This is a genomic window from Marinicrinis lubricantis (assembly GCF_042658665.1).
GTDB lineage: Bacteria > Bacillota > Bacilli > Paenibacillales > KCTC-33676 > Marinicrinis > Marinicrinis lubricantis.
The window spans coordinates 1-19,662 of the sequence record NZ_JBHSQV010000172.1 but is presented as its reverse complement, the minus strand read 5'-3'; the positions used below and the strand labels follow the sequence as shown (position 1 = coordinate 19,662).

Below are 19,662 nucleotides of genomic sequence, written 5' to 3'. Positions count from 1 at the left end.
TTTACTGTTGACCTTTTTTAACCCATTCTGCTACCGTTACGGTGCGCTTCGCTTGATGCTTCACCGCTGCTTGAACGTCTTCGATCATTTTGCCATCTTGACCTACGGTTACGCTTGTGCCATACGGATTTCCTCCTGCGCCAAAGAGAACAGGATCCGTATAACCAGGAGTTGCAATAATCGCGCCCCAGTGCATCATGGAAGTATACAAAGACAGAAGCGTAGCTTCCTGACCGCCGTGTGGATTTTGTGCAGAAGTCATTGCGCTGACTACTTTATTGACGGTTTTACCCGTAGCCCACAGACCGCCTTGTGTATCAAGGAACTGCTTCATTTGGGAAGGCATGTTGCCGAAACGAGTCGGTACGCTGAAGATGATCGCATCCGCCCACTCCACATCGGCCGAAGTAACGACGGGAACATCCTTCGTTGCTTCAACGGTATTCTTCCATACTTCATTTCCTTCAATTACAGATTGCGGGGCCAATTCTTCAACCTTCAATACTTTAACCTCTGCTCCGGTTTCCCTAGCACCTTCTGCAGCCCACTGCGCTAATTGATAATTCGTGCCACCCATGCTGTAAAAGATCACCGCTAATTTAACATTTGCCACTGAATCCATCTCCTTTTCGGATGTTTTATGAAATAATTTAGACCAAAAACCCATAGACTACACATCCTGTACATTCATTTGTATGAATATTATACTTCTTAAAATTATTTATCTTTAAATAAAGATATTGTTATAATACAGGGATTGTTTCATTTTTGTCAATAGAAAGCATTAAATTACCCGCTATTTTTTGTTTAATTCCATAAACTTTTAAAACCATTAAATATTCCTGGATTTCCTTTGGCAATCTTCCTCCTAGGTGTTTCTTGAGATTCCTTTTCTTAAAAACATCCGTTTATAGGATATCCAAAGGTAACTACAATATCCGTCATGTCCTAGTTTTTTGGCCGCGACTGAATATTATCACCCGATGCACCGCCACAAACCATAAATTACACCAGATCGATATGTAACCTGACGGAAATGATGAACATCCCAGGTTCTTTTTTCTGCATTCAAAGCTCTTTTTAAATCAAATCAGTTTAATCCAAAGTAAATGTATTATGTATTTTTATATAAGTTTACTTTACTTTTATAAAAATTAGGTTTATGATTTAATACATGAGGTGATGGTCATGAAGAAAGATTTTGGCGATTCGATATCAAATAAGGTTTATGAATATCGTGTACTTGCCAGAATGTCTCAGCAAGAATTAGCAGAGAAAGTCGGGGTTTCCAAACAAACGATCTTCGTCATGGAAAAAGGAAATTATGTTCCGACTTTGCTGTTAGCATTTCGAATTGCCGATTTTTTTAATGTTGATGTAAACGATATTTTTACTTATGTGAAAGGAAATGATGAACATGATAACTAAGTTTTTCTCTGATCTCCATAACGCAATTTTTTCCCCTATAGAATCCTGGGCTGAACAATCTCCGGGAAATTGGAGTATTCTCATTGGAGTCGGTTTTTTACTGCTTATGGGCAGTGCGATTTTTGCCTATATATTTTATAAGAAGATGGGGCAAGACGACGAGCGGACAAATAAAATCTTTTTGAAAAGCAGTTACTGTATGCTGTGGGCAATTATTTTATGTGACATCATTTTTCCTAAAGACGATATGTGGACCATTTTTTTCTTGTATAAATATGCGCTGACATTTTTAGCTGGCGGAATGTATCTAGCCGTCCAATATAAAAAGGATTTTTCATAAGCAAAAGACCGCCCTTATAGAGCTCTATAAGGGCGGCCTTTTTGATCACTTGAAGATTCGCACTTTTATTTACCTTCTTGCACGAACTTTTCGATCCGATTCTTAATTGCATCGCGTACGTTTCGAAATTGGTTCATCACTTCTTCTTCCGTCCCTGTCGCCTTCGCTGGATCCTCGAAGCCCCAGTGCCATTTCGTTACGTTCGGATTGGAGATCACCGGACAATGCTCATCCGCATGACCGCACAGTGTAATGACAACATAGGCGCGATTCAATATGTCGGGATCAATCACATTTGAAGTATGGGAGCTAATATCTACGCCAGCTTCCTTCATGACCTGTACGGCACGAGGATTTAAGCCGTGAGCTTCAAGCCCTGCACTTTTCACTTCATATTTTTCACGGCCGAGCGCCTTGAGAAAGCCGTCTGCCATCTGGCTCCTGCAAGAGTTCCCTGTACATAAGAAATAAACAATCGGTTTTTGATTCATGAATAACGCAGCTCCTTTTATGATGGTTTCCAAAGTTACTTACATGCCCTGCCGTGCCTTTGTGCGCTGCTTCGCTCGAAGCGCTGTAAAGATGACGCCGAGCACAATCGCTACAAGCAAGCATACGACGGCGATAACAATCCATACATTGATCGTTAGAACGGAGATCACCTTCAGCCACATATATAAACCCACTAAAGTAATAAACAAGGTTGGGACGGTCAGCACAATGCCAACCTTGAAGTAGTAACCCCAGCGGATTCGTACATTTTTAGCGGCAAGAACGTGAAGCCATAACAAGGTTGCCAGCGATCCAATCGGTGTAATCTTCGGACCCAGATCTGAACCGATCACATTGGCATATACCAATGCTTCTCGGATCATTCCGCTCGTTTCCGTTCCTTGAATGGCGAGCGCATCGATCATCACCGTCGGCATATTGTTCATTACCGATGAAAGAATGGCCGAGATAAAGCCCATTCCTACGGCCGCAGCGAATAATCCATCATCTGCAACAGCTTCAATCATGTCCCCTAACACATCGGTAATTCCGGCGTTTCTAAGTCCGTACACGACAACATACATGCCGATAGAGAATACGACGATAGACCATGGAGCGCCCTTCACCAGCTTCCACGTGTTGATCGCAGGACTTCTTCTTGCTACCGCCAAGAATAGGATGGCCACGACACCAGCAACGATGGATACAGGAATCGCCAGCCACTCACTCGTGAAATAAGCAATAAGCAGTATACATAAAATCACCCAAGATAGTTTGAACAGACGCTTATCCTTAATTGCATCGCTGGGATTCCGTAATTGCGCCCAGTCATAGCTGGCAGGAATGCTTTTACGGAAAAATAAATATAATACCACTAGACTAGCAATAATAGAGAAAAAATTCGGCACAATCATTCGGCTCGCATACTCAGCGGAACCTACCTCGAAGTAATCTGCAGACACAATATTGACAAGGTTGCTTACAATAAGCGGCAAGGATGCGGTATCGGCGATGAATCCGCTGGCCATAATGAACGGCACAATCATCCGCTCGTCAAATTTAAGCGCCCGCACCATTGCAAGTACGATTGGTGTCATAATTAACGCCGCCCCATCATTCGCGAACAATGCGGAAACAGCAGATCCCAATAATATAATCAGTACAAACATGACAATCCCGTTGCCATGTGCGAGCCGCGCCATATGTAGTGCTGCCCATTCAAAAAAACCGATTTCATCCAGCACCAGAGATATTAAAATGATGGCTACGAACGCTAAGGTCGCATTCCATACAATCCCCGTCACTGTACCTACGTCATCAAAGCTGACCACACCAAAGATTAATGCAATGACTGCCCCCGCACTTGCTGACCAGCCAATACCCAGCCCTTTAGGCTGCCAGATGACGAACGTGAGCGTCACTAAAAAAATGATCATTGCAGCATATGCCATTCCTGTGTTCCCCCTGAATTAACAGCATTCATCTTCATCGCAGTTCGCTTCCCGAAGTCTCTCTTTCTGCGAAGGAAGCTCGTTCAATATGGCCGAGATAAATGGCTGATCCTCAATCGTTAAGGAATAATACACCCACTGGCCGCGCTTCGTTTCCTTTACAAGCCCGCCCGATTTCAATTTACGCATATGCTGGCTGATATTCGGCTGACTCGTTTGCAGAATCTCCACGAATTCGCATACGCACATTTCTCTTTCCTGCAGCAGCTTCATTATCGTCAGACGATTTTTATCGCCTAGCAATTTAAGAATCTCGGCGGTCTTCTCGATCTCATGCATATTCAAGCACCCTCCATTCGTAAATGATTATATAATTATTTAATTATATTGAAAAGCTTTTTTTATGTTTGTTACACAAAAAAAGCAGGATCAGTCCAGATCCAGCTCATTATTTTCGATCCACTGTTTTAATAGAATGGCTTGATTATTGTGCGGATCCTTAGCAGAATAGACGAATGTCAGAATATCTTCTCTTTCCCATTCACGAAGCTGTTTGAGCAGCTCTAATTTACCTGCATCCTGCTGCAGCTCCCGCTTATATTTTTCTTTAAAAGCGTCGAACTGTGCTGGATCGTGATGGAACCATTTCCGCAATTCATGGCTCGGCGCAATCTCCTTCATCCATACGTGGACCGCCGCCTGCTCTTTCGTTAAGCCTCTCGGCCATAACCTGTCCACCAACACCCGCCGACCATCGGATGGCAATGCCTCTGCATAAACCCTCTTAATTTGGATATTGCTCACAGTAGCATGCCCCTTTCTCACGTATGATCGTAACCCCAATACAAAGATAATACATCTAGTTTGATCTAATGCGCCGGTCCTTTCAAGTTCAAAATGACAACACCGACAATGATCAACACCATTCCGATGACTGTCGTCACGCTTGCCGTTTCCTTCCATACGACAATCCCTATAATTGCTGTTACTGCAGTACCCACACCCGACCAAATGGCATAAGCAATTCCTAATGGAATTTGCTGCAGTGATAAGGACAAACAATAAAATGCAATCGCAAAGCCTGCAATCGTCCCTATCGATGGAAGTATTTTCGTGAAGCCGTTAGATGCCTTCAACATCGATGTCCCAAACAACTCGAACACAATGGCACCCGCCAAAAATAAATATGCCTTCATGTTTACTCCCTCCGTCGATGACTTTATGAATAAGATTTACCCGGTGACTGCTTCGTGATCCCGTACATTAAGAAATCCACCATTCCAGCCAACGCTTCTTCCAACGACATTCGTCTTGAATCACTTCGTTTCTGATCCATCAGCTGATACAATGCACCGACGTAGACCGAAATAAACAGTTCCATATCAAACGGCTTCAGCGCCCCTTCCTCTACACCTTGTTCAACCAGCAAGAGAATGCCATTCCACCCGTTATTCATATAGTCGTCCAGTACCTTCCACTGCTGAGGATACCGCTGCCGGAGCTCGTCTAAAATACGTACATCCTGAAATACAAATCTGCGGGGAAGAACAGTCAATGCTCTGTACAGCTTCTCCTGTAAAGAAAGCGTGTCATTAGCCATCACTTCCTTCTCTATATCCATCATATCCTTAACAGCATGCTCGACAATACTGCTGATCATTTGCTCTTTGGACTCAAAATGCTGATACACTGTCTTGGTGCTAATACCGAGCTGACTGGCCACATCTCTAATCGAAAATCTCAGGCCTCTCTGGTGAATTTCTTTGGTGACTGCCTGAATAATATTCTCTTTCATGACCGTGGATCGCCTCCCATCTCGATGCTTCTTGCAGCAGATGTTCTTGAATTCTTCTCTTGAATCAGTCTTGGCAAATAGATAAGCGGGTAAAGCATTAAAAAGAGATTCGGTGCCCACCAATAGAAATCAATATCCGCACGAATCGCCCAGAAAGCAATCGCCTGCAAGCCGGAACAAAACGTTAAACTTAAGGAAATCATACATACGGAAGACCACATCTTATTCCTCCTGTGATAGAGAATCATGCTGAGAAGGCCCGTAAACGAAATAAATAAATCGAGAGGCAGAAACGACCAGTTCCACGATACCAGCAGCGGATTATCATAATCCTTGTACAGATAAGCCTCCGGCAATAATTTCAAACCAATGATCAGCCAATAAATGAGAAATCCGATGTCTGTGATGAACATCAGGACTTTTAGCAATTTGCTCAAATCCTTCACCACCTCTAAAGATTTGGAAAACTAATAAATCATTTTGTTTTCCATGTTTTTCAGTTTACAACATCATCCCGTTGTGCGCAATATCACTTCGATACGCTTTTGACCATCCACATGTGAATGGAGTCTTACTCCTGAACTTTCCTAAAATGCCCTCGAATGTTTTCAATCTATAGCGGGAAAATAGTACCGTCAATTTCAAGAAAGGCGGCGAAATCCTATTTACTCTCGTTACCAAGCCCAATTGTATCACTGGTTTATTAGGCCGAAATGGTTTACGAAAAAATATATCCACAATCACGTCCAAGGTAGTTTTCAAATCGAAGGCTGTTATGTCTTAGATTTTGGTTCGGGAACTGGAGCGAACTGCCTCATGTTTAATCCAATGCATTACGTAGGGGTAGATCCGGATATGGAAAGAGTTCACTATGCGCGAAGATTATTTCCGCAATATTCATTTCAAGCACTTGAACCTCCTCATCTACCGGTAGAAGCTCATTCCGTTGATTATATTCTCATCATCGCCGTGCTCCATCATATTCGTTCCGAAGAAATCTCTCAGTATATGAAGGAGTTTGATCGAGTATTAAAGCCTTCTGGTACCATTATTGTTATGGAACCGTGTTTATGCGAGCAAAAACCGATCAGCAGCCGCTTCATGAAATGGTTCGATAAAGGCGAGTATATTCGAAATGAAGAAGAGTACCTTCATTTGTTTACGAGCCATCAGTATGACTGCACGGTATTAAAAAAATTCAATAAATGCTTCTTATATCATGAGCTATTTTTCTCAGCTAAACCAAAATTCGTACTGCAGATGAGATATATTCATAAAAAATGCCGAGCCAGCAGTTAACGAACTGCAAGCTCGGCATTCATGGAAGTCATTTAATCATTCAGTATGAATTAGTGCATCATTTTCTTCATCGTTTCAAGGACGGGCGACTGCCAACAAATATCCATTCCCGTCGGAGACCACCTTCACTTCAGGCGGCAGCTTCACATCTTGAACCTTGATCGAATCCCCCATATTCAATTGGCTGACATCCATCTCGATCGACGGCGGCAGGTGCTCCGGAAGTGCTTCTACCTCGATATGGGCATTTTGGATTTGTACAATACCGCCCTCTTTTGTCCCAATTGGAGTGCCTTTAAAATCGATCGCAATTTTTGTACGAATCGCTTCGCGGCTTTTTACCCGTTGAAAGTCGACATGCAGCAGCTTCCTCGTCACAGGATCCTGCTGTACGTCTTCAAGCAGCACGGTCATCGGTTCTTGATCCGGGATACGAAGCTCGATTATACCTGTGCCGCCCTGTCTCAGCCATTTTTGAAAATCATTCATTGAAATATGGATCATCTCACTATGCCCTCGTCTATTGAATACAATACCCGGCAAACGTCCGGACCTGCGCAGTCTTCGCAATCCCGAAGTATTCAGATGTGCGCGTTTCTCCGCTGGAAAATAAATGTTCATCGATTTTTCGCTCCTCTTTATCATGATCTTTTGGCTTAAATCAGCCTAAATGGATGCATCTCCCCGTTCGGGGACATAAAGAGAAACATAGCATCACCCCTCCAAATACCCTTTCATACGATTAGACATTAAATGTAAAAACCCATAAATATGCGCGAAGGCACCCCACTCGAAAATGAGTGGGATGCCTATGGGTTACTTACACCATATCACAATTCCAATATTTTGTCGACTCATATAAACATACCCATTACACTCTTCTAATCTGGCCTATTATGAATCCACTTTCGGGATACGTAGGCATTCGGCTTAAGCTGTAGCTGAACTCCTGCTCCGGAACCTCATACGTGATGTCATTCACTAGAAAATCCAGACTTACCTTCACGATCTCTGTTGTAATCCCTTCCCCCGGACAGCGATGACCCTTACTGGAATCGCCGCCGCCTTGCGGGATAAATTGATACAGACTTTCGTTCCATGTCCGGAACCGCTCCGGACGAAATTCATCCGGGCTGTCCCACAGCCGTGCATCGCGATTCGTGCCATATATATCAAGAAGCACCAGCATCCCCTCTTGGAACTCGCACCCGTTCCACTCGAAATTCCTCTTTACTCTAGCCCCCAAGAACGGTCCGAAGGGATAGTATCGTCGTACTTCATTCGAGAACATCTCAACATCATGCTTGCCTCCAGCCTGAAGTATCTCCCGGTATTCGGGATGCTCGTACAGAGCCAGTGCCGCATAAACAATGAAGGTAGAGATAGCGACAATCGGCCTCAGAACATTAATCAATTCTACCGCGGCCATGTGGCTATCCAGCATTTGACCGTTCAATTCTTTGTGATAGGCCATCTGCTGAAGCGCCGTTCCTTCCACAGCGTTGAGCTCTCCAGAGCGAACCTGTTCAATGATTCCTTGGATCCAATCCTCTGCCCGGTTTCTTGCAAGTCTTCCTTTCCAATGACGCGGGCCTACAGCCCCGAAAGCATCTACCATCGCACTGAAATCTTCTGCCCGCTCTTTCACTTCGGATTGTTTCAAAGGCACTCCCGCCCACTCGCATGCACAGCGGCAAAGGATCTCCTTCGCAGCATCGAATAGCACGACCTTCTCGAGTTTTTCCCACCTTGCGGCGGCTTTTTTCCACTCGTCCTTCACAAGCTTTACCAATCGTTTCTGCTCGGGAGGCGTCATCAGTGATAAAAATAATAGCTTTCGGTGAATATGCGCTTCGCCGTCCATGGATTGAATGGCATTCACTCCGAATAAGGTTTCCTGTACCCGCTTCGGAGCGGCTCCTTTACGCTGAAACTTCTCAGGATCATAAAACAGCTTTGCTGCTTCTTCGCCGCTCATACAGATCACGTCTTGCCCGAGCAATCTCGTGACGAATACGTCGGACCCAAATTCCTTCACACGGTTCGAGATAAATAAATATCCTTCACGGATCAGCGAAATCGTGTGGTCAAGCCCTTCTTCATGCGGAACGCGTGCTTTGGTCAGCATACATCGTCATCCCCTTCTACCGGATTCATCACCTGTATGATCACCAAGTGCTTCCACGTTTATGAAGTCCTATTGAATTTCAATCTCGAATTGGCCCTGTAAGCGGATCCTCTGATCACTGTCCATCTGATACCTGAACTCGGCACTCGTGCCGATCGTGTAGGTTCCCTTCGGCAGCTCATAAGCCTTCGCAGCATACCTCTCCATAAACTCCTCATAAGATTCTCGCTCTATGCCATGCTTATAGTATTGAAACTCTGAAATCGTGAACGGGGCCATTTGCCTCAAGTACTCATCATTCGGATTAAACGGGGTTATTTGACCCAAATCATGCATCACTTCACCGAGAACTTCCTGCTCGGCATTGATCATATAGAAACTGATTACAGGTTCACTGGAATAAAGCGTGACCGCTTCTTCCCCCGTATTTTCTAAAGAAGCCCATATCCGGATCGGTTCCCCTTCCTGGTATACCTTCTTCTCGCTGTAGATCGTCAGCTTCATCTGGCCGTCCGTATCCGATGCGTTGACCTCGGACTTGAAAGTCGGTCTGCTGTCTGAAAAATAATCTTCTGTCCAGTGCTTGAAAGGCGAATAGATGTCAATTTGTTGCGTTTCTTGATTGTAGCGGACTTCCCCTCCCATCTCTTCGGTCACATACCGAATCGGCACATAGACGTGTTCCCTGTATTGAAACAGCCGGTAATCCTCACCCAACGAACTTGGCTGTTCATTCACCGTAAGCTTCCCAGGAAAGATTGTCACCTGCACAATTCCTGTAGAAAACGCTGCCGTGATCAATATGGCGAGTCCTAGAAACAATCCTATAAGTGCTTTTTTCATCATTACACCGCCTTATCCAAATCGTTATCCTCTTGTTATGTGTATTTTTACTAGGCTTAGCGAAAATCGCGGACAAATTACTTTCTAAGGTTTAACATGACGTCCTCCCAACCACTAATCGATTCCATTATACCAGTAACCCAATATTTGTCCCTCCCATGATAAATATCAAATAATAGATTTCCTACTCACATGAAAACGTAAGACAATAACCTGTGATTGTTCAAAAATTCATTCAGAGAAAATAAAACAAAAACCTCGACCGAGTGCCACCCGAATCAAGGTTGGAGACGTTTCATCTTAAGTTTTGAGCTCTACCTATAATATTGAATACATCTGGCTTGTAATTTTAATTTCTCTTTTAGTTAGTATGATCTTAGCTTCTGGTTTTTTAATTTTCCTAGTATATATCGACTCTAATAAATCGACTTGTACATCGGTCATCTCATCATAATCTCGCCAAGACTCAACCGCAGAGCTATATTCCATTAGCTGTCTCTCTATAAGATAACCACCACATTGAATTAATCTTACGATATTATCATTAGAAAAAAGGACCTTAATTGAATTGAATCTGGATTACCGATGCTTGTGAAAAATAAACCTTGAAAGGCATAAACCGATCAAGGACCCTATCATTATTTGTTCGCACATTGATATATTACACACTTTTCTTAAAATCATAATGATTAGAGGTTCGTCTGGACGAGCTCCCTAACTCCATCATCAAACTTAGCATTGTTGATGTTAGCTCCGCTCCAAATCGCATGGTCTAACTTAGCACCAGTGAAATCAGCACCCTCAAAATTCCCATTCACTAAAACAGCTCCCGTTAAGTCAGTGAACTTAAAGCTAGCTTTCTTTGCATTTATCGCAGTTAAGTTAGCGCTCCTAAAAGTTGAATTATTGAGTGTTGAACCGATCAACTCTCCATTTGACAAATCCGCTTCATCAAAACATGCATCCAAGCACATACTTATGTTAATTCTTGCATTCTGAAGATTTGCCTTTGTAAAATCTGCTCCACTCAATACACAATCCGCTATATCTATACTTTCCAAATCTGAATTTGTAAAATCCGAGGATTCAAAATTACAATCTAAAAATGAGGCTCGTGAGAGTACTGAAGCACTCAAATTAATCCGTTTTGCTATCATATGATCTGCCATTACTTCGGAAATTTCCGCAAAGGAAAGATCCAGATCACTAATATCTATACTCTTCACGATCTCCCCAGCTGCTCTAGCTTCATGGAAAAAAGCGATGATTCCTTGTCTATCCTGAGCCATAGTCATTCCCCGTTCATTTCTCAATATATCGTTTCCATACCGCATTTGGACTAAATGAAATACTCCTTCGGTCTTTTATGTTGAAGTTTGGTAATGCAATAACCTGTGATTCTTCAAAATATTGCATTACTTTCAACCATTGATCAAGAAGCGTGTCGGCATCGACTTCCCATGGTTTATCTACTATATCAATCCGAATCCCTCCCCAGTCCAGTTTTTCTACATTTGCTGGTATATTCTGCAGGAATTCTTCATTAAACAATCCCAATACCTCACCACTGAAATAAGTTCGCGCAGAGATCCCTAATGGACCGCTTGGGCCAAAATTTACCGGTGCAGGCTGTGAACTTAAATTCATCCATCTATGCATACGCTCTCGATCCGTTTCCCACGGAATCTTGGAAGGCCAAAACATATGTGAAATCCCATAACGAGGCTTTACGATTTGCGCAATTTCGTCACATAATTTAAATATTGAAGCCCAATGCTTTTTAGGAACTGATCTAAAATCAAATTCTAAAAACGAACGAAAATTCATATTTAATTGGAATCTACCCGAATACTTAATATTGTCATTTTTTTCAAGGTAAATCTCGGAGAACACAGGTTCCTTTAATTTCACTCTTTCAACTAATTCAGATTGATTGTATTCTAACCGAACTTTTTCATTGTGCCCCCAATGTGTCGGAATAAAATCATCTAAAGAGCTGAAGACCTCCAATAGACTGTTAAGCCTATCTTCATCATTCAAGGAAACTGAGGGAAACATGGCTATCGCAAATAAATTCGGTTTTAAATTTTGATTCAAGAACGATCCACTCCCTATTATGAAAGTCACAATCCGCCACAAATGATGAACTATAGTTCTTCCCAATAACCATCGCCAGTTTCTTTATCTACCGTCCACTTATGTGTAATTTTCCCACTACCAGGTTCCGTATAATAAATTTCACTATCTTTTGCTAAAGGTGAACTTGGTCTTGGTTGCGGGGGATTTCCGTATAAATCCACTTTGTCACTGGACATCGTAACGACATGACGACCATTTGGCACATCTGAGATCATCTCTTTTTGAGCCCGCATCTGTTCATCATTATATACGACTTGGTCTTCTCCTCCCGTTTTATGCTTATGATCATGTACAAGGTCAATCTCTTTGTCTTTGTTCCTACCAATACTGTCAGGACGAGTAACATGCCCCTCACTAGATGTATGGGTAACAACCTTGTTGGAGTTATTGTCTTCCAATTCACGTCCTAAATGGTTTTTCAGCGCATTTCTACCATTTTCTTCTTCTACTCTTCCACGTTCTCTATTTTTCCTCAATCGTTCGTTTAGTATATCCCAATCCTCACGATCAATAGGTTCCTCACCGATACTTCTTCTTTCTGCTTCGTGACGCTCATATCTCGCGTCGTCGGCTGCTTTCATGTCCCCACGTGCTTCAGCATCATCGATTTTCTTCCGATAGTATTTCTCTTGGTCCGGAGTTAAGTTCTTGTTGTGTAGATTCGGCGCTCCTCCCCCGCCCCTCGCGGCTCGTTGTTCCGCTTCACGCATTGCGGCAAGGTAATTCTGCTGCACCTCCGTTTTCGGCAGCACTTCATCGGCTTGATTGCGGCCTATGCTGCCGATCGGAGCGCCGCTCGCGGTCTGAACTCGACCCATCGGCATGGCGTTAGCCAATCGATCTAGGCCTTCCTGCGCCTTCATGAGCGTTTCCTTCATGCTGTCCTTCAGCTTCTTGATCGCTTGCAGTTCATCCAGCGACTCTATCGCACTTCTCGCGGATACCATGACTTTGCCGACCGCCGCGCTGGCCGAATTCACCACCGACTTCACCGCGTCTACGGCTCTGGATGCGCCATCCATCATTTTCTTGCCCGCGCTGAAGGCATCCATGCCTTTCTTGGCGAATTTCGCTCCGGTTGCGGCTGCGCCTGCGAACGGAATCATCGCTGCCAGCGACAAGGCGGCTCCTGCATAATCACCCCGTGCGAGCGATATGCCTGCATTCGCCAAGTCCGCAATTTCCCCGACACCGGGGATCAATCCGACGACATCGAGCGCCAGCTGCACGCCGTCCAGCAGCTTGCCCCAGAAGCCGCCCTTCTCCTTCTCCGCTTCTTCTTGTCTGCGCTTCAGCACTTCCGCTTCCTGCGCAATAATCGGCGGAGTCACGGCGGCCATTTCCGCAGGGAGCGGCTCTACCGTGACAGGCCCTTTCGTAAGACCAACGATATCGATCTGATTCCCCACGATATCCGTGTTACCATCCATCACGACGCTGCTGTCCTGACATAGGAAGTAGATCGCTTCCTGTGCCTTCAGCTCCAGCTTCGTCTCCGATTCGATCTCCATCTCTTCATCCGAATGGAATAGAATCGTTTTATCGCTCTGTATCTGGATGCCTTCCGACTGATCCAGCTTAATGAAGAGACTGCCTTCTTTGGCCGTCAGCGACACGGCGTCGCCGCCGAACATAAGCTCCTTGCCGTGATTCGTACCCCAGTACTTCGTCGACGGATCCGCCATCTTCGGAGAAGCGGATCCTCCCGTTCGAACGGAGCTAATAGCCAGTGCATCCGCTTCCTTCGCACTCGGGATATACAGCTTGACGCTGTCCCCCGTCTGCGGCATACAGTAGAAGCCGCTGTTCCCTTCCGCGGTGTATACGGATGCGTAAGGAAACAAGCATGCGGTATTGGCAGACTGACTGCCGTCGATATCCAGATGAACCTTCACCTGTGTTCCGCTGACCTCGATAATTTTGCCCTGCAGGGCTGCACCGATCATCTTTTCATTAAAGAGCCGGCGCTGGCGAATCCCCTGCTCCGGAGCAAGCACAACCTCATGCTTCAGCACGCCTTCGCTCAGCCTAGAAATACATGCAACAACGGCCAGTTCTCCGCCCTGAAAAAGCACCTTGTCGCCCAGCGCGAATTCCTTCTCCGTCACCACGGTATAGCAGGTGAAATCTGCTTCCTGCCCCCCGCCGCCGTAAGCCTTTAACGTGCGATATTGAGACAGCCTTCGATCTACGATAAACGGTTCATCGTCCAGCTTCTGCCGTCTGCCTTCGGGCAAGCCGAAGTAAAACTTCGGGGCATTCGCCGCCTTTTCGGGTACCAGCACAGCGCCAAAATGGGACGCCATCCGTTTCAAAAACTGCCAGTCCGTCTCCAAATATTGTAATGTAAACCCGCCCAGAACGGAAGCGTTCGAAGCGTAATCGATGCAATCCGATCCGTCATAGGCACCTATCACTTGATCGATTAATCGTTCATAGGACATGGACGCATCCTGGAAAGAACGGGTATGCAGCTTTAGATCCAATAGACTCGTATACGATACGCCCTGCAGTTCCAAATAATAAATGCCGCGTACGGTCTGCACACTAATTTCCGAGACTACACCCTTGAATATGGGCTTGTCTGCTCCGCCTTCTTCGATCACATACACTTCCACCTGGTCGCTGCTGGATGCCTGCTCGATATACGAATCTCGCATTTCCTCCGGAATGATGCCTGTCAGCAGCAGCCGCGCATGCTCCCCCGCCTCCTGCACGATGTCCAGCCGGCTCAAGCTCTGAAGCTCATAGGGCATGACGAGCCGAATGTGACCGTATCCTTTCGCCTGAACCATCGTACTCAACTAGCCGACCTCCTCTCTGCCTGCGTCCTTTTTTTCTTCTTCCCATTACAGCTCCTGTCCGTCATCCTCGATTGTGATAATGCCTTGATGTATGCAAGTTGTGGTCGATTTACTGAGCAGTGCCGGCTGTCCTTCGATGATTTTGTCGCTTTTGCCATTCGTCCAAGGCATTTGGATGACGGGCTTGCATGGCATCGGTGTAAGTACATGGTTGTTCGCCTTCGTCGCCTCATCCACTTCCGGATTTTTAATCGTGCAGCATAGGCCGAAGGGCATAATGTTCACATTCGGCTTATAATCCATCACATTCATCTGTGCTTTCTCTTTAATGTATACACCATGACTGAGCGGCATCGTCAACCGCGTGCGCATCGTGCCGCAGTTGCATGTCAGTACGGCGCCTGCAACGACATAAGACTGCTGATCTCCGCCATTTTCTTTGACACCCACATTCATCAGGCGATTCCTCCATTCTCCTCGTATATTCCCTCGATTCGAGTCAACCGAACGCCGATAAAATCTCTCCGAAGTATACTCTCCGCGACACCTAGACTGACAATGAACAAATCCTCTCGAATGCCGCCCACCTTCATCATCGGCTGCAGCCCTGCCATGCGCTCATCGATAACCGGCCTCTTCAACGAGCCGTCCTTATGAAACTCGCTTTCGTTCGACAAGCAGTGCACCTCTGGCGCAGCCATCAGCCAATATGGTTCCTGCCTTAACCTTTTCAGATCCGTTAACACCACCGGCTGGAATTTCAGCTTCTTCGAACAGCGCACCAGTAAACTCTTAAGTCGATCCGACCATAACGTCACGGGATGCTGAATGAAATCAACGAACAGTCCGCCTTGCAGCCTCTGCTGTTCTTTGATCGGAAACTGCAGCACCCAGTCGTCCATCTCCCCGATCCGCTCTAGTGTTAGAAGCTCCCTCGGCACCGCTCGGGAAATACCGTCCGGCTCCACAGCGTGAACGAAACGCTCGTCTTGAGATATGATAAAATAGCTCAATCGCTACTCTCCCTTTCGTACAACCTCAGTCCATCCAAATCACTGCTTGACGCTGCTCATCGCTAAGCGGCAATATCTCCCGGTAAGAAGCCGGAAGCACGGCACCGTCCATGCGAGCGCCCTGCCACTGTGCATCGTCGAGACGAGCATTCGTAAACACAGCTCCTCTCAAATCCGCCTCGGATAAATCAGCGCCGGTCAAATCCGCTTCGACAAAACGAACCGCCGGATATCCTGGCATATCCCAATGGGCCGGATCTGTTAATCCTTTGGCGCCTAGTGTCCCTTTCAGCCTAGCCCCTTCCAGCCTGCAGCCGGAGAAGTCAGCGCCATGAATCAGGCTGCCGGAAAGATCCGAGCCCTCTAGATCGCTTCGTCCGAAGGAGGTGCCAATCAGTACACATTGCTCCAATCGGCTTCGGCTCAGCCTGCATGACCGAAACCAAGCATAGCGCAAGTCGTTCCTGCTGTAGTCGCCTCCCGCAAGATCCAGCTTCTCGAAGGCTTCATAGGCATAGGTGTATTCCTTCCTTTCCTCGAGCCACGCCTTAACAGCTTTATCCTTACGCGGCCTGCGATCTTCCTTGAATACGACCTCGCTCGCATCCCAATACTCGCCGATGCGCACCTCCACCTCTTCCGCCCGCTCCAGCTCCAAGAATTCCGGCAGCCGTGCTGCATGCTCCATCGCTTTTCGGCCGAGCCGTACGACGTATTGGTGGAATTTGACGGCTTCCCGAAGAATGATCCGATCGACATCCGGCTCCACAATGGCCCCCTTGTAGGCAGGGGCCTCTAGGCGAAGCTGCTCACGTAACCTGCGCACATAACGGAACGCCCAAGAAACATCGTACGAACCGAAGCTGGGCTCACGATCTAGAAACCAGCGCTGATCTGCCGCTTCAACCAAGTACACATCTCGTCCGTCTGCCAGCGCGGTTCGCAGCATGGAAAACGTAATATAAGCGATCGGCGCTTTTCCAGCTTCCTTTTGCCGCTTCCGTGCCTGAAGGCAAACATTCCGAAACGCCTCCACAAATCCAGAAGTCCATCCGTCGCTTCGCGCATCGTAGTCCCTCTCCAGCGACAGCAGCGTCTCCCGCACCCGCGGCTGGACTACGTGCTTCTCAAAATGCAGCATCGCCTCTTCTCTCATGCACTACATCCCCCCAAGCGTGACTGATTACGCCACAACTAGAACACTGAAAGCTGCGGCATATGCTCATTTCAAACGACTGACCGTTAATTCGTCTTCAATTCCTTGCCGACAATGCGCGTATCTCCGTCCAGCAGCATATTGCTTTCCTTGCAGGTCACACTAATTTCTTCCTTCGCACTGATGACAATCTTCTTATCCGATTCCATCATGATATCTTCCTTGGCCATGATCTGTACCTTCTTCTTGCTGAATATTTGAATGCCATCGTCATCGCTGAGCCGAATATACACTTCGCCGTCTTTACCGGTAATCGTAATCTCGCTCGGCGACATCATCAACTCCTTGCCGGATGCGGTACGGAAATATTTAATATCCGGGTTGCCGACTTTATTCGTTTCACCCTCGTCCGAGTTTTGCCGAACCGAGCTGATGGCGATGCCGTCCTTTTCCTCCCGGCTCGGAAAATAGATCCGTACATAGTCGCCCATCTCCGGCATACAGTACCAGCCGCTGCTGCCTTCTGCTGTGTAAACTGAGGAGTATGGAAACCACCTTGCTTCGGAGGCGGACTGAGCGCCGTCAATTTCCATATGCACCTGGACCTGATCGCGCGAGACGCCAATCACTTTACCTGACACCGAGGCGCCGATTAGCGTATCGTTGTATCGTTTGATACAGCTGAGGCCATTCTTAGAGCACAAAACATACCGATGCTTCGCCATTCCATCAACCAACTCGCTGTATGCTTGCCGGACATAAAGCGTACGGCCCTTAAAGCTGACTGGACTGCCCAATGTGAACACATCGTAAGTCTCTACTTCATAATCAATATAGTCATTCTCATCCGCCGCGGCGCCGTTCTCCACAGCGACACGATAATCCGCCATGCGCTTATGGATCCGGTAATGATAGTTTTCCAGATTGAACTTCGCCGAGTCATCCGCAGCACCGACGCTCAGTTTCGGCGCATCAAAGGCAGAAAACACAAATAAGCCGGCACGATATCTCGAAGCGATGCGCATGAGGAACTGCCAGTCCGTCTCCTGATACTGCATCGTGAATTCTCCGAGCGCAGCACCGCCTGAAGCTTCATCAGATGCATCCCCGCCCGGATAGGCAGCAATCACCTGCTGAAGCAAACTGGCAAACGTCATCGAGTCATTTTGAAAAGAACGGCTTTTCCGCTGCAGATCTAGCGAAATAGAATGAGAGACGGCTTCCACCTCGATATAATAAATGCCCCGAACCGCTTTGACCGCAATGTTCTGCACAATACCGCTGAACAATACGGCGCCGCTTGATCCGCCCCCCTGCTGCTTGACCTTGATTTGCGTCCCCGCTTCCGCGGATGCGACGTAGCTGTCCTTTCGCTCCTCCGGCACAATTCCCGTAAATGTCAGTCGGGTATGTTCATTCATCGACTGCGTCAGCTTCAGTTCCAGCAATCGAGTCAAGGCAAACGGTTCAATGACCAAATTGTCATATGCAATCGCTGACGTACTCATCATTCCATCCTCCCTTGTTCATCATCTGGTATGCGCAGCGAGTGCATGATCCCCAGTGATACTGACTTCCATTTCTCCATATCCTTTTTCAAACAATGGAACGTGCACAGCAGCGCCTGTCCTCTGCAGGATGCAAAAAACATCAGCTGATACAAATCAGTGTCCACAACCGGTACGATAAAAGAACGGTAGCCTACTTTCCTGCCCGCTACGTCTACCACATCCTGCTCCAGCCAAGTCGCTCCAGGCTGCGTACGCTTCAGCAGCTCGCCAATCGCTTCTGTAAATTGTTCGACCTCCTCGTCCTCCAGCAGCGTCTGCGATAGGTTAAACGCTAAATTCGTCGTTGTACTTTCATCGGATAAAATCAGCTGTGGCCTGCGCTCCGACGCATATTTCAGCTTCGCTGCTTCCTCCGGCAGCTCGTGAAACGTCTTGGGCAAGCGAAGATGAATTTTACCGTCCAAAAGCGTTCGTTCCTCGAATGGAATCCACTCGTTTCCGATTTTGACAAGCGGTTGATGGACCAGGTCCAGTCCTTCCAATGCAGGGTCATCAGCATGTTCCGTTTCTGCCCTCTCTGCAAGCTCTTCCGCATCCAGCATCATAGCCCAAATCTTTTCATCCACCTGTTTCCCCAAGACGCTCCACGTCCTCTCCATCTCATTGGTTCCATCTGCTCCCTGCATACCTCCGCAAACGATGATCCGCATGATGTTAATACCGAATCAATCGACAATCATTCGCTGTGGACCGCCTGCGAAATCGTGCTTATGCCTTGCTCTTCCCCTAAGCTTATCGAGGATGCTGCCAAGCCTGCGGTACAGCTCCATATTGGAGGCATCCCGAAGCTCCACGCCTAAACGCCGCGAGATATAATGAAGAATGAGCTCCCGCTCCGCCATCCCCCGGTTCAAGCAGGTCATCGCGAACGCCACGTCCATCGCGTCGTTCGTTCCGCTTTTCATCACCTCATTAGCAAAATAATGAAGAATGAAAGGGTTTAAGGTGCTTCGCCCGATTCCCGAATAGGGTGTATGAATGACATTCATCGTATTGAATTCCGTGGAGAAGTCGGCAAAGCTGTTATAGTCCATGCGAAGCTTAGCCCCTTCCTTCAGCTTGAAACGTCCTAATTCGGGCTTGCTGAACGATTAAAAAATCCAGTAACAGCAAGGGTTTGAGGCATTCTTTGTCGAATTCATATGCAAGGAAATCGTTGAAATACGATGAAAAACCGTGCACATGGAGGATGACGATCATGTA

The 19,662-nt window shown here is 46.6% G+C and carries 23 protein-coding genes; 3 read left to right on the top strand and 20 right to left on the bottom strand.

The genetic code is table 11. The features are described 5' to 3' along the window. Position 1: 1 nt before the first annotated feature. Positions 2 to 613: an NAD(P)H:quinone oxidoreductase gene (gene wrbA, locus ACFPXP_RS15755; protein ID WP_379895282.1), complete on the bottom strand. Its 612-nt coding sequence runs from the start codon at positions 611 to 613 to the stop codon at positions 2 to 4. 575 nt (positions 614 to 1,188) lie between these two features. On the opposite strand from wrbA, the gene ACFPXP_RS15750 reads away from it, so the two are divergent. Next, positions 1,189 to 1,428, top strand: a complete 240-nt coding sequence (locus ACFPXP_RS15750; protein WP_379895281.1) for a helix-turn-helix transcriptional regulator — start codon at positions 1,189 to 1,191, stop codon at positions 1,426 to 1,428. Then, positions 1,418 to 1,768: a DUF2178 domain-containing protein gene (locus ACFPXP_RS15745; protein WP_379895280.1), complete on the top strand. Its 351-nt coding sequence runs from the start codon at positions 1,418 to 1,420 to the stop codon at positions 1,766 to 1,768. Before ACFPXP_RS15750 ends, ACFPXP_RS15745 begins: the two co-directional genes overlap by 11 nt. Positions 1,769 to 1,833: 65 nt before the next feature. Here the strand turns inward: ACFPXP_RS15745 and arsC are convergent, their stop codons facing one another. The 7 genes from arsC to ACFPXP_RS15710 form a co-directional block, all read right to left on the bottom strand. Further along, positions 1,834 to 2,259, bottom strand: a complete 426-nt coding sequence (arsC, locus tag ACFPXP_RS15740; protein WP_379895279.1) for an arsenate reductase (thioredoxin) — start codon at positions 2,257 to 2,259, stop codon at positions 1,834 to 1,836. Between the two features lie 39 nt (positions 2,260 to 2,298). Next, entirely contained in the window at positions 2,299 to 3,711 is a 1,413-nt protein-coding gene (locus tag ACFPXP_RS15735; RefSeq protein WP_379895278.1) for an arsenic transporter, read from the bottom strand. 18 nt (positions 3,712 to 3,729) lie between these two features. Continuing rightward, positions 3,730 to 4,050, bottom strand: coding sequence for an ArsR/SmtB family transcription factor (locus ACFPXP_RS15730; RefSeq protein WP_379895277.1), 321 nt, complete (start codon positions 4,048 to 4,050; stop codon positions 3,730 to 3,732). A gap of 90 nt (positions 4,051 to 4,140) precedes the next feature. Next, complete coding sequence (locus ACFPXP_RS15725; protein ID WP_379895276.1) at positions 4,141 to 4,515, bottom strand: DUF488 domain-containing protein; 375 nt, start codon at positions 4,513 to 4,515, stop codon at positions 4,141 to 4,143. 65 nt (positions 4,516 to 4,580) lie between these two features. Next, entirely contained in the window at positions 4,581 to 4,907 is a 327-nt protein-coding gene (locus ACFPXP_RS15720) for a DMT family transporter (protein ID WP_379895275.1), read from the bottom strand. Positions 4,908 to 4,930: 23 nt separating this feature from the next. After that, a complete protein-coding gene (locus ACFPXP_RS15715) occupies positions 4,931 to 5,506 on the bottom strand; it encodes a TetR/AcrR family transcriptional regulator (RefSeq protein ID WP_379895274.1) in 576 nt (191 codons plus the stop codon). Next, on the bottom strand, positions 5,503 to 5,943 hold the full coding sequence (locus tag ACFPXP_RS15710) for a DUF5360 family protein (protein WP_379895273.1): 441 nt from the start codon (positions 5,941 to 5,943) through the stop codon (positions 5,503 to 5,505). The genes ACFPXP_RS15715 and ACFPXP_RS15710 overlap by 4 nt, the downstream gene beginning before the upstream one ends. A 250-nt stretch (positions 5,944 to 6,193) precedes the next feature. Between ACFPXP_RS15710 and ACFPXP_RS15705 the strand changes: the two genes are divergently transcribed. Further along, complete coding sequence (locus tag ACFPXP_RS15705; protein WP_379895272.1) at positions 6,194 to 6,805, top strand: class I SAM-dependent methyltransferase; 612 nt, start codon at positions 6,194 to 6,196, stop codon at positions 6,803 to 6,805. Between the two features lie 75 nt (positions 6,806 to 6,880). On the opposite strand, the gene ACFPXP_RS15700 is transcribed toward ACFPXP_RS15705, so the two are convergent. The 12 genes from ACFPXP_RS15700 to ACFPXP_RS15645 all read right to left on the bottom strand — a co-directional run bounded on the left by ACFPXP_RS15700 (position 6,881) and on the right by ACFPXP_RS15645 (position 19,493). Further along, on the bottom strand, positions 6,881 to 7,426 hold the full coding sequence (locus ACFPXP_RS15700; protein WP_379895271.1) for a 50S ribosomal protein L25: 546 nt from the start codon (positions 7,424 to 7,426) through the stop codon (positions 6,881 to 6,883). Between the two features lie 250 nt (positions 7,427 to 7,676). Then, positions 7,677 to 8,933 (bottom strand): cytochrome P450, encoded by a 1,257-nt coding sequence (locus ACFPXP_RS15695; RefSeq protein WP_379895270.1) that lies wholly within the window; start codon positions 8,931 to 8,933, stop codon positions 7,677 to 7,679. 69 nt (positions 8,934 to 9,002) lie between these two features. After that, entirely contained in the window at positions 9,003 to 9,779 is a 777-nt protein-coding gene (locus ACFPXP_RS15690; RefSeq protein WP_379895269.1) for a stalk domain-containing protein, read from the bottom strand. Between the two features lie 686 nt (positions 9,780 to 10,465). Then, a complete protein-coding gene (locus ACFPXP_RS15685) occupies positions 10,466 to 11,065 on the bottom strand; it encodes a pentapeptide repeat-containing protein (protein WP_379895268.1) in 600 nt (199 codons plus the stop codon). A 13-nt stretch (positions 11,066 to 11,078) separates the two neighbouring features. Further along, positions 11,079 to 11,834 (bottom strand): hypothetical protein, encoded by a 756-nt coding sequence (locus tag ACFPXP_RS15680; protein WP_379895312.1) that lies wholly within the window; start codon positions 11,832 to 11,834, stop codon positions 11,079 to 11,081. Between the two features lie 89 nt (positions 11,835 to 11,923). Beyond that, the gene (locus ACFPXP_RS15675) at positions 11,924 to 14,710 is read right to left on the bottom strand and encodes a contractile injection system protein, VgrG/Pvc8 family (protein WP_379895310.1); all 2,787 of its coding nucleotides are present in this window, start codon (positions 14,708 to 14,710) and stop codon (positions 11,924 to 11,926) included. Positions 14,711 to 14,764: 54 nt separating this feature from the next. Further along, the gene (locus ACFPXP_RS15670; RefSeq protein WP_379895267.1) at positions 14,765 to 15,175 is read right to left on the bottom strand and encodes a DUF4280 domain-containing protein; all 411 of its coding nucleotides are present in this window, start codon (positions 15,173 to 15,175) and stop codon (positions 14,765 to 14,767) included. Next, positions 15,175 to 15,732: a serine protease gene (locus ACFPXP_RS15665; RefSeq protein WP_379895266.1), complete on the bottom strand. Its 558-nt coding sequence runs from the start codon at positions 15,730 to 15,732 to the stop codon at positions 15,175 to 15,177. The genes ACFPXP_RS15670 and ACFPXP_RS15665 overlap by 1 nt, the downstream gene beginning before the upstream one ends. A 25-nt stretch (positions 15,733 to 15,757) precedes the next feature. Next, positions 15,758 to 16,888: a pentapeptide repeat-containing protein gene (locus tag ACFPXP_RS15660; protein ID WP_379895265.1), complete on the bottom strand. Its 1,131-nt coding sequence runs from the start codon at positions 16,886 to 16,888 to the stop codon at positions 15,758 to 15,760. An 86-nt stretch (positions 16,889 to 16,974) separates the two neighbouring features. Then, positions 16,975 to 18,399: a contractile injection system protein, VgrG/Pvc8 family gene (locus ACFPXP_RS15655; protein WP_379895264.1), complete on the bottom strand. Its 1,425-nt coding sequence runs from the start codon at positions 18,397 to 18,399 to the stop codon at positions 16,975 to 16,977. Beyond that, a complete protein-coding gene (locus tag ACFPXP_RS15650) occupies positions 18,396 to 19,109 on the bottom strand; it encodes a hypothetical protein (RefSeq protein WP_379895263.1) in 714 nt (237 codons plus the stop codon). The genes ACFPXP_RS15655 and ACFPXP_RS15650 overlap by 4 nt, the downstream gene beginning before the upstream one ends. A gap of 15 nt (positions 19,110 to 19,124) precedes the next feature. After that, positions 19,125 to 19,493 (bottom strand): hypothetical protein, encoded by a 369-nt coding sequence (locus ACFPXP_RS15645; protein WP_379895262.1) that lies wholly within the window; start codon positions 19,491 to 19,493, stop codon positions 19,125 to 19,127. Positions 19,494 to 19,662: the final 169 nt, after the last annotated feature.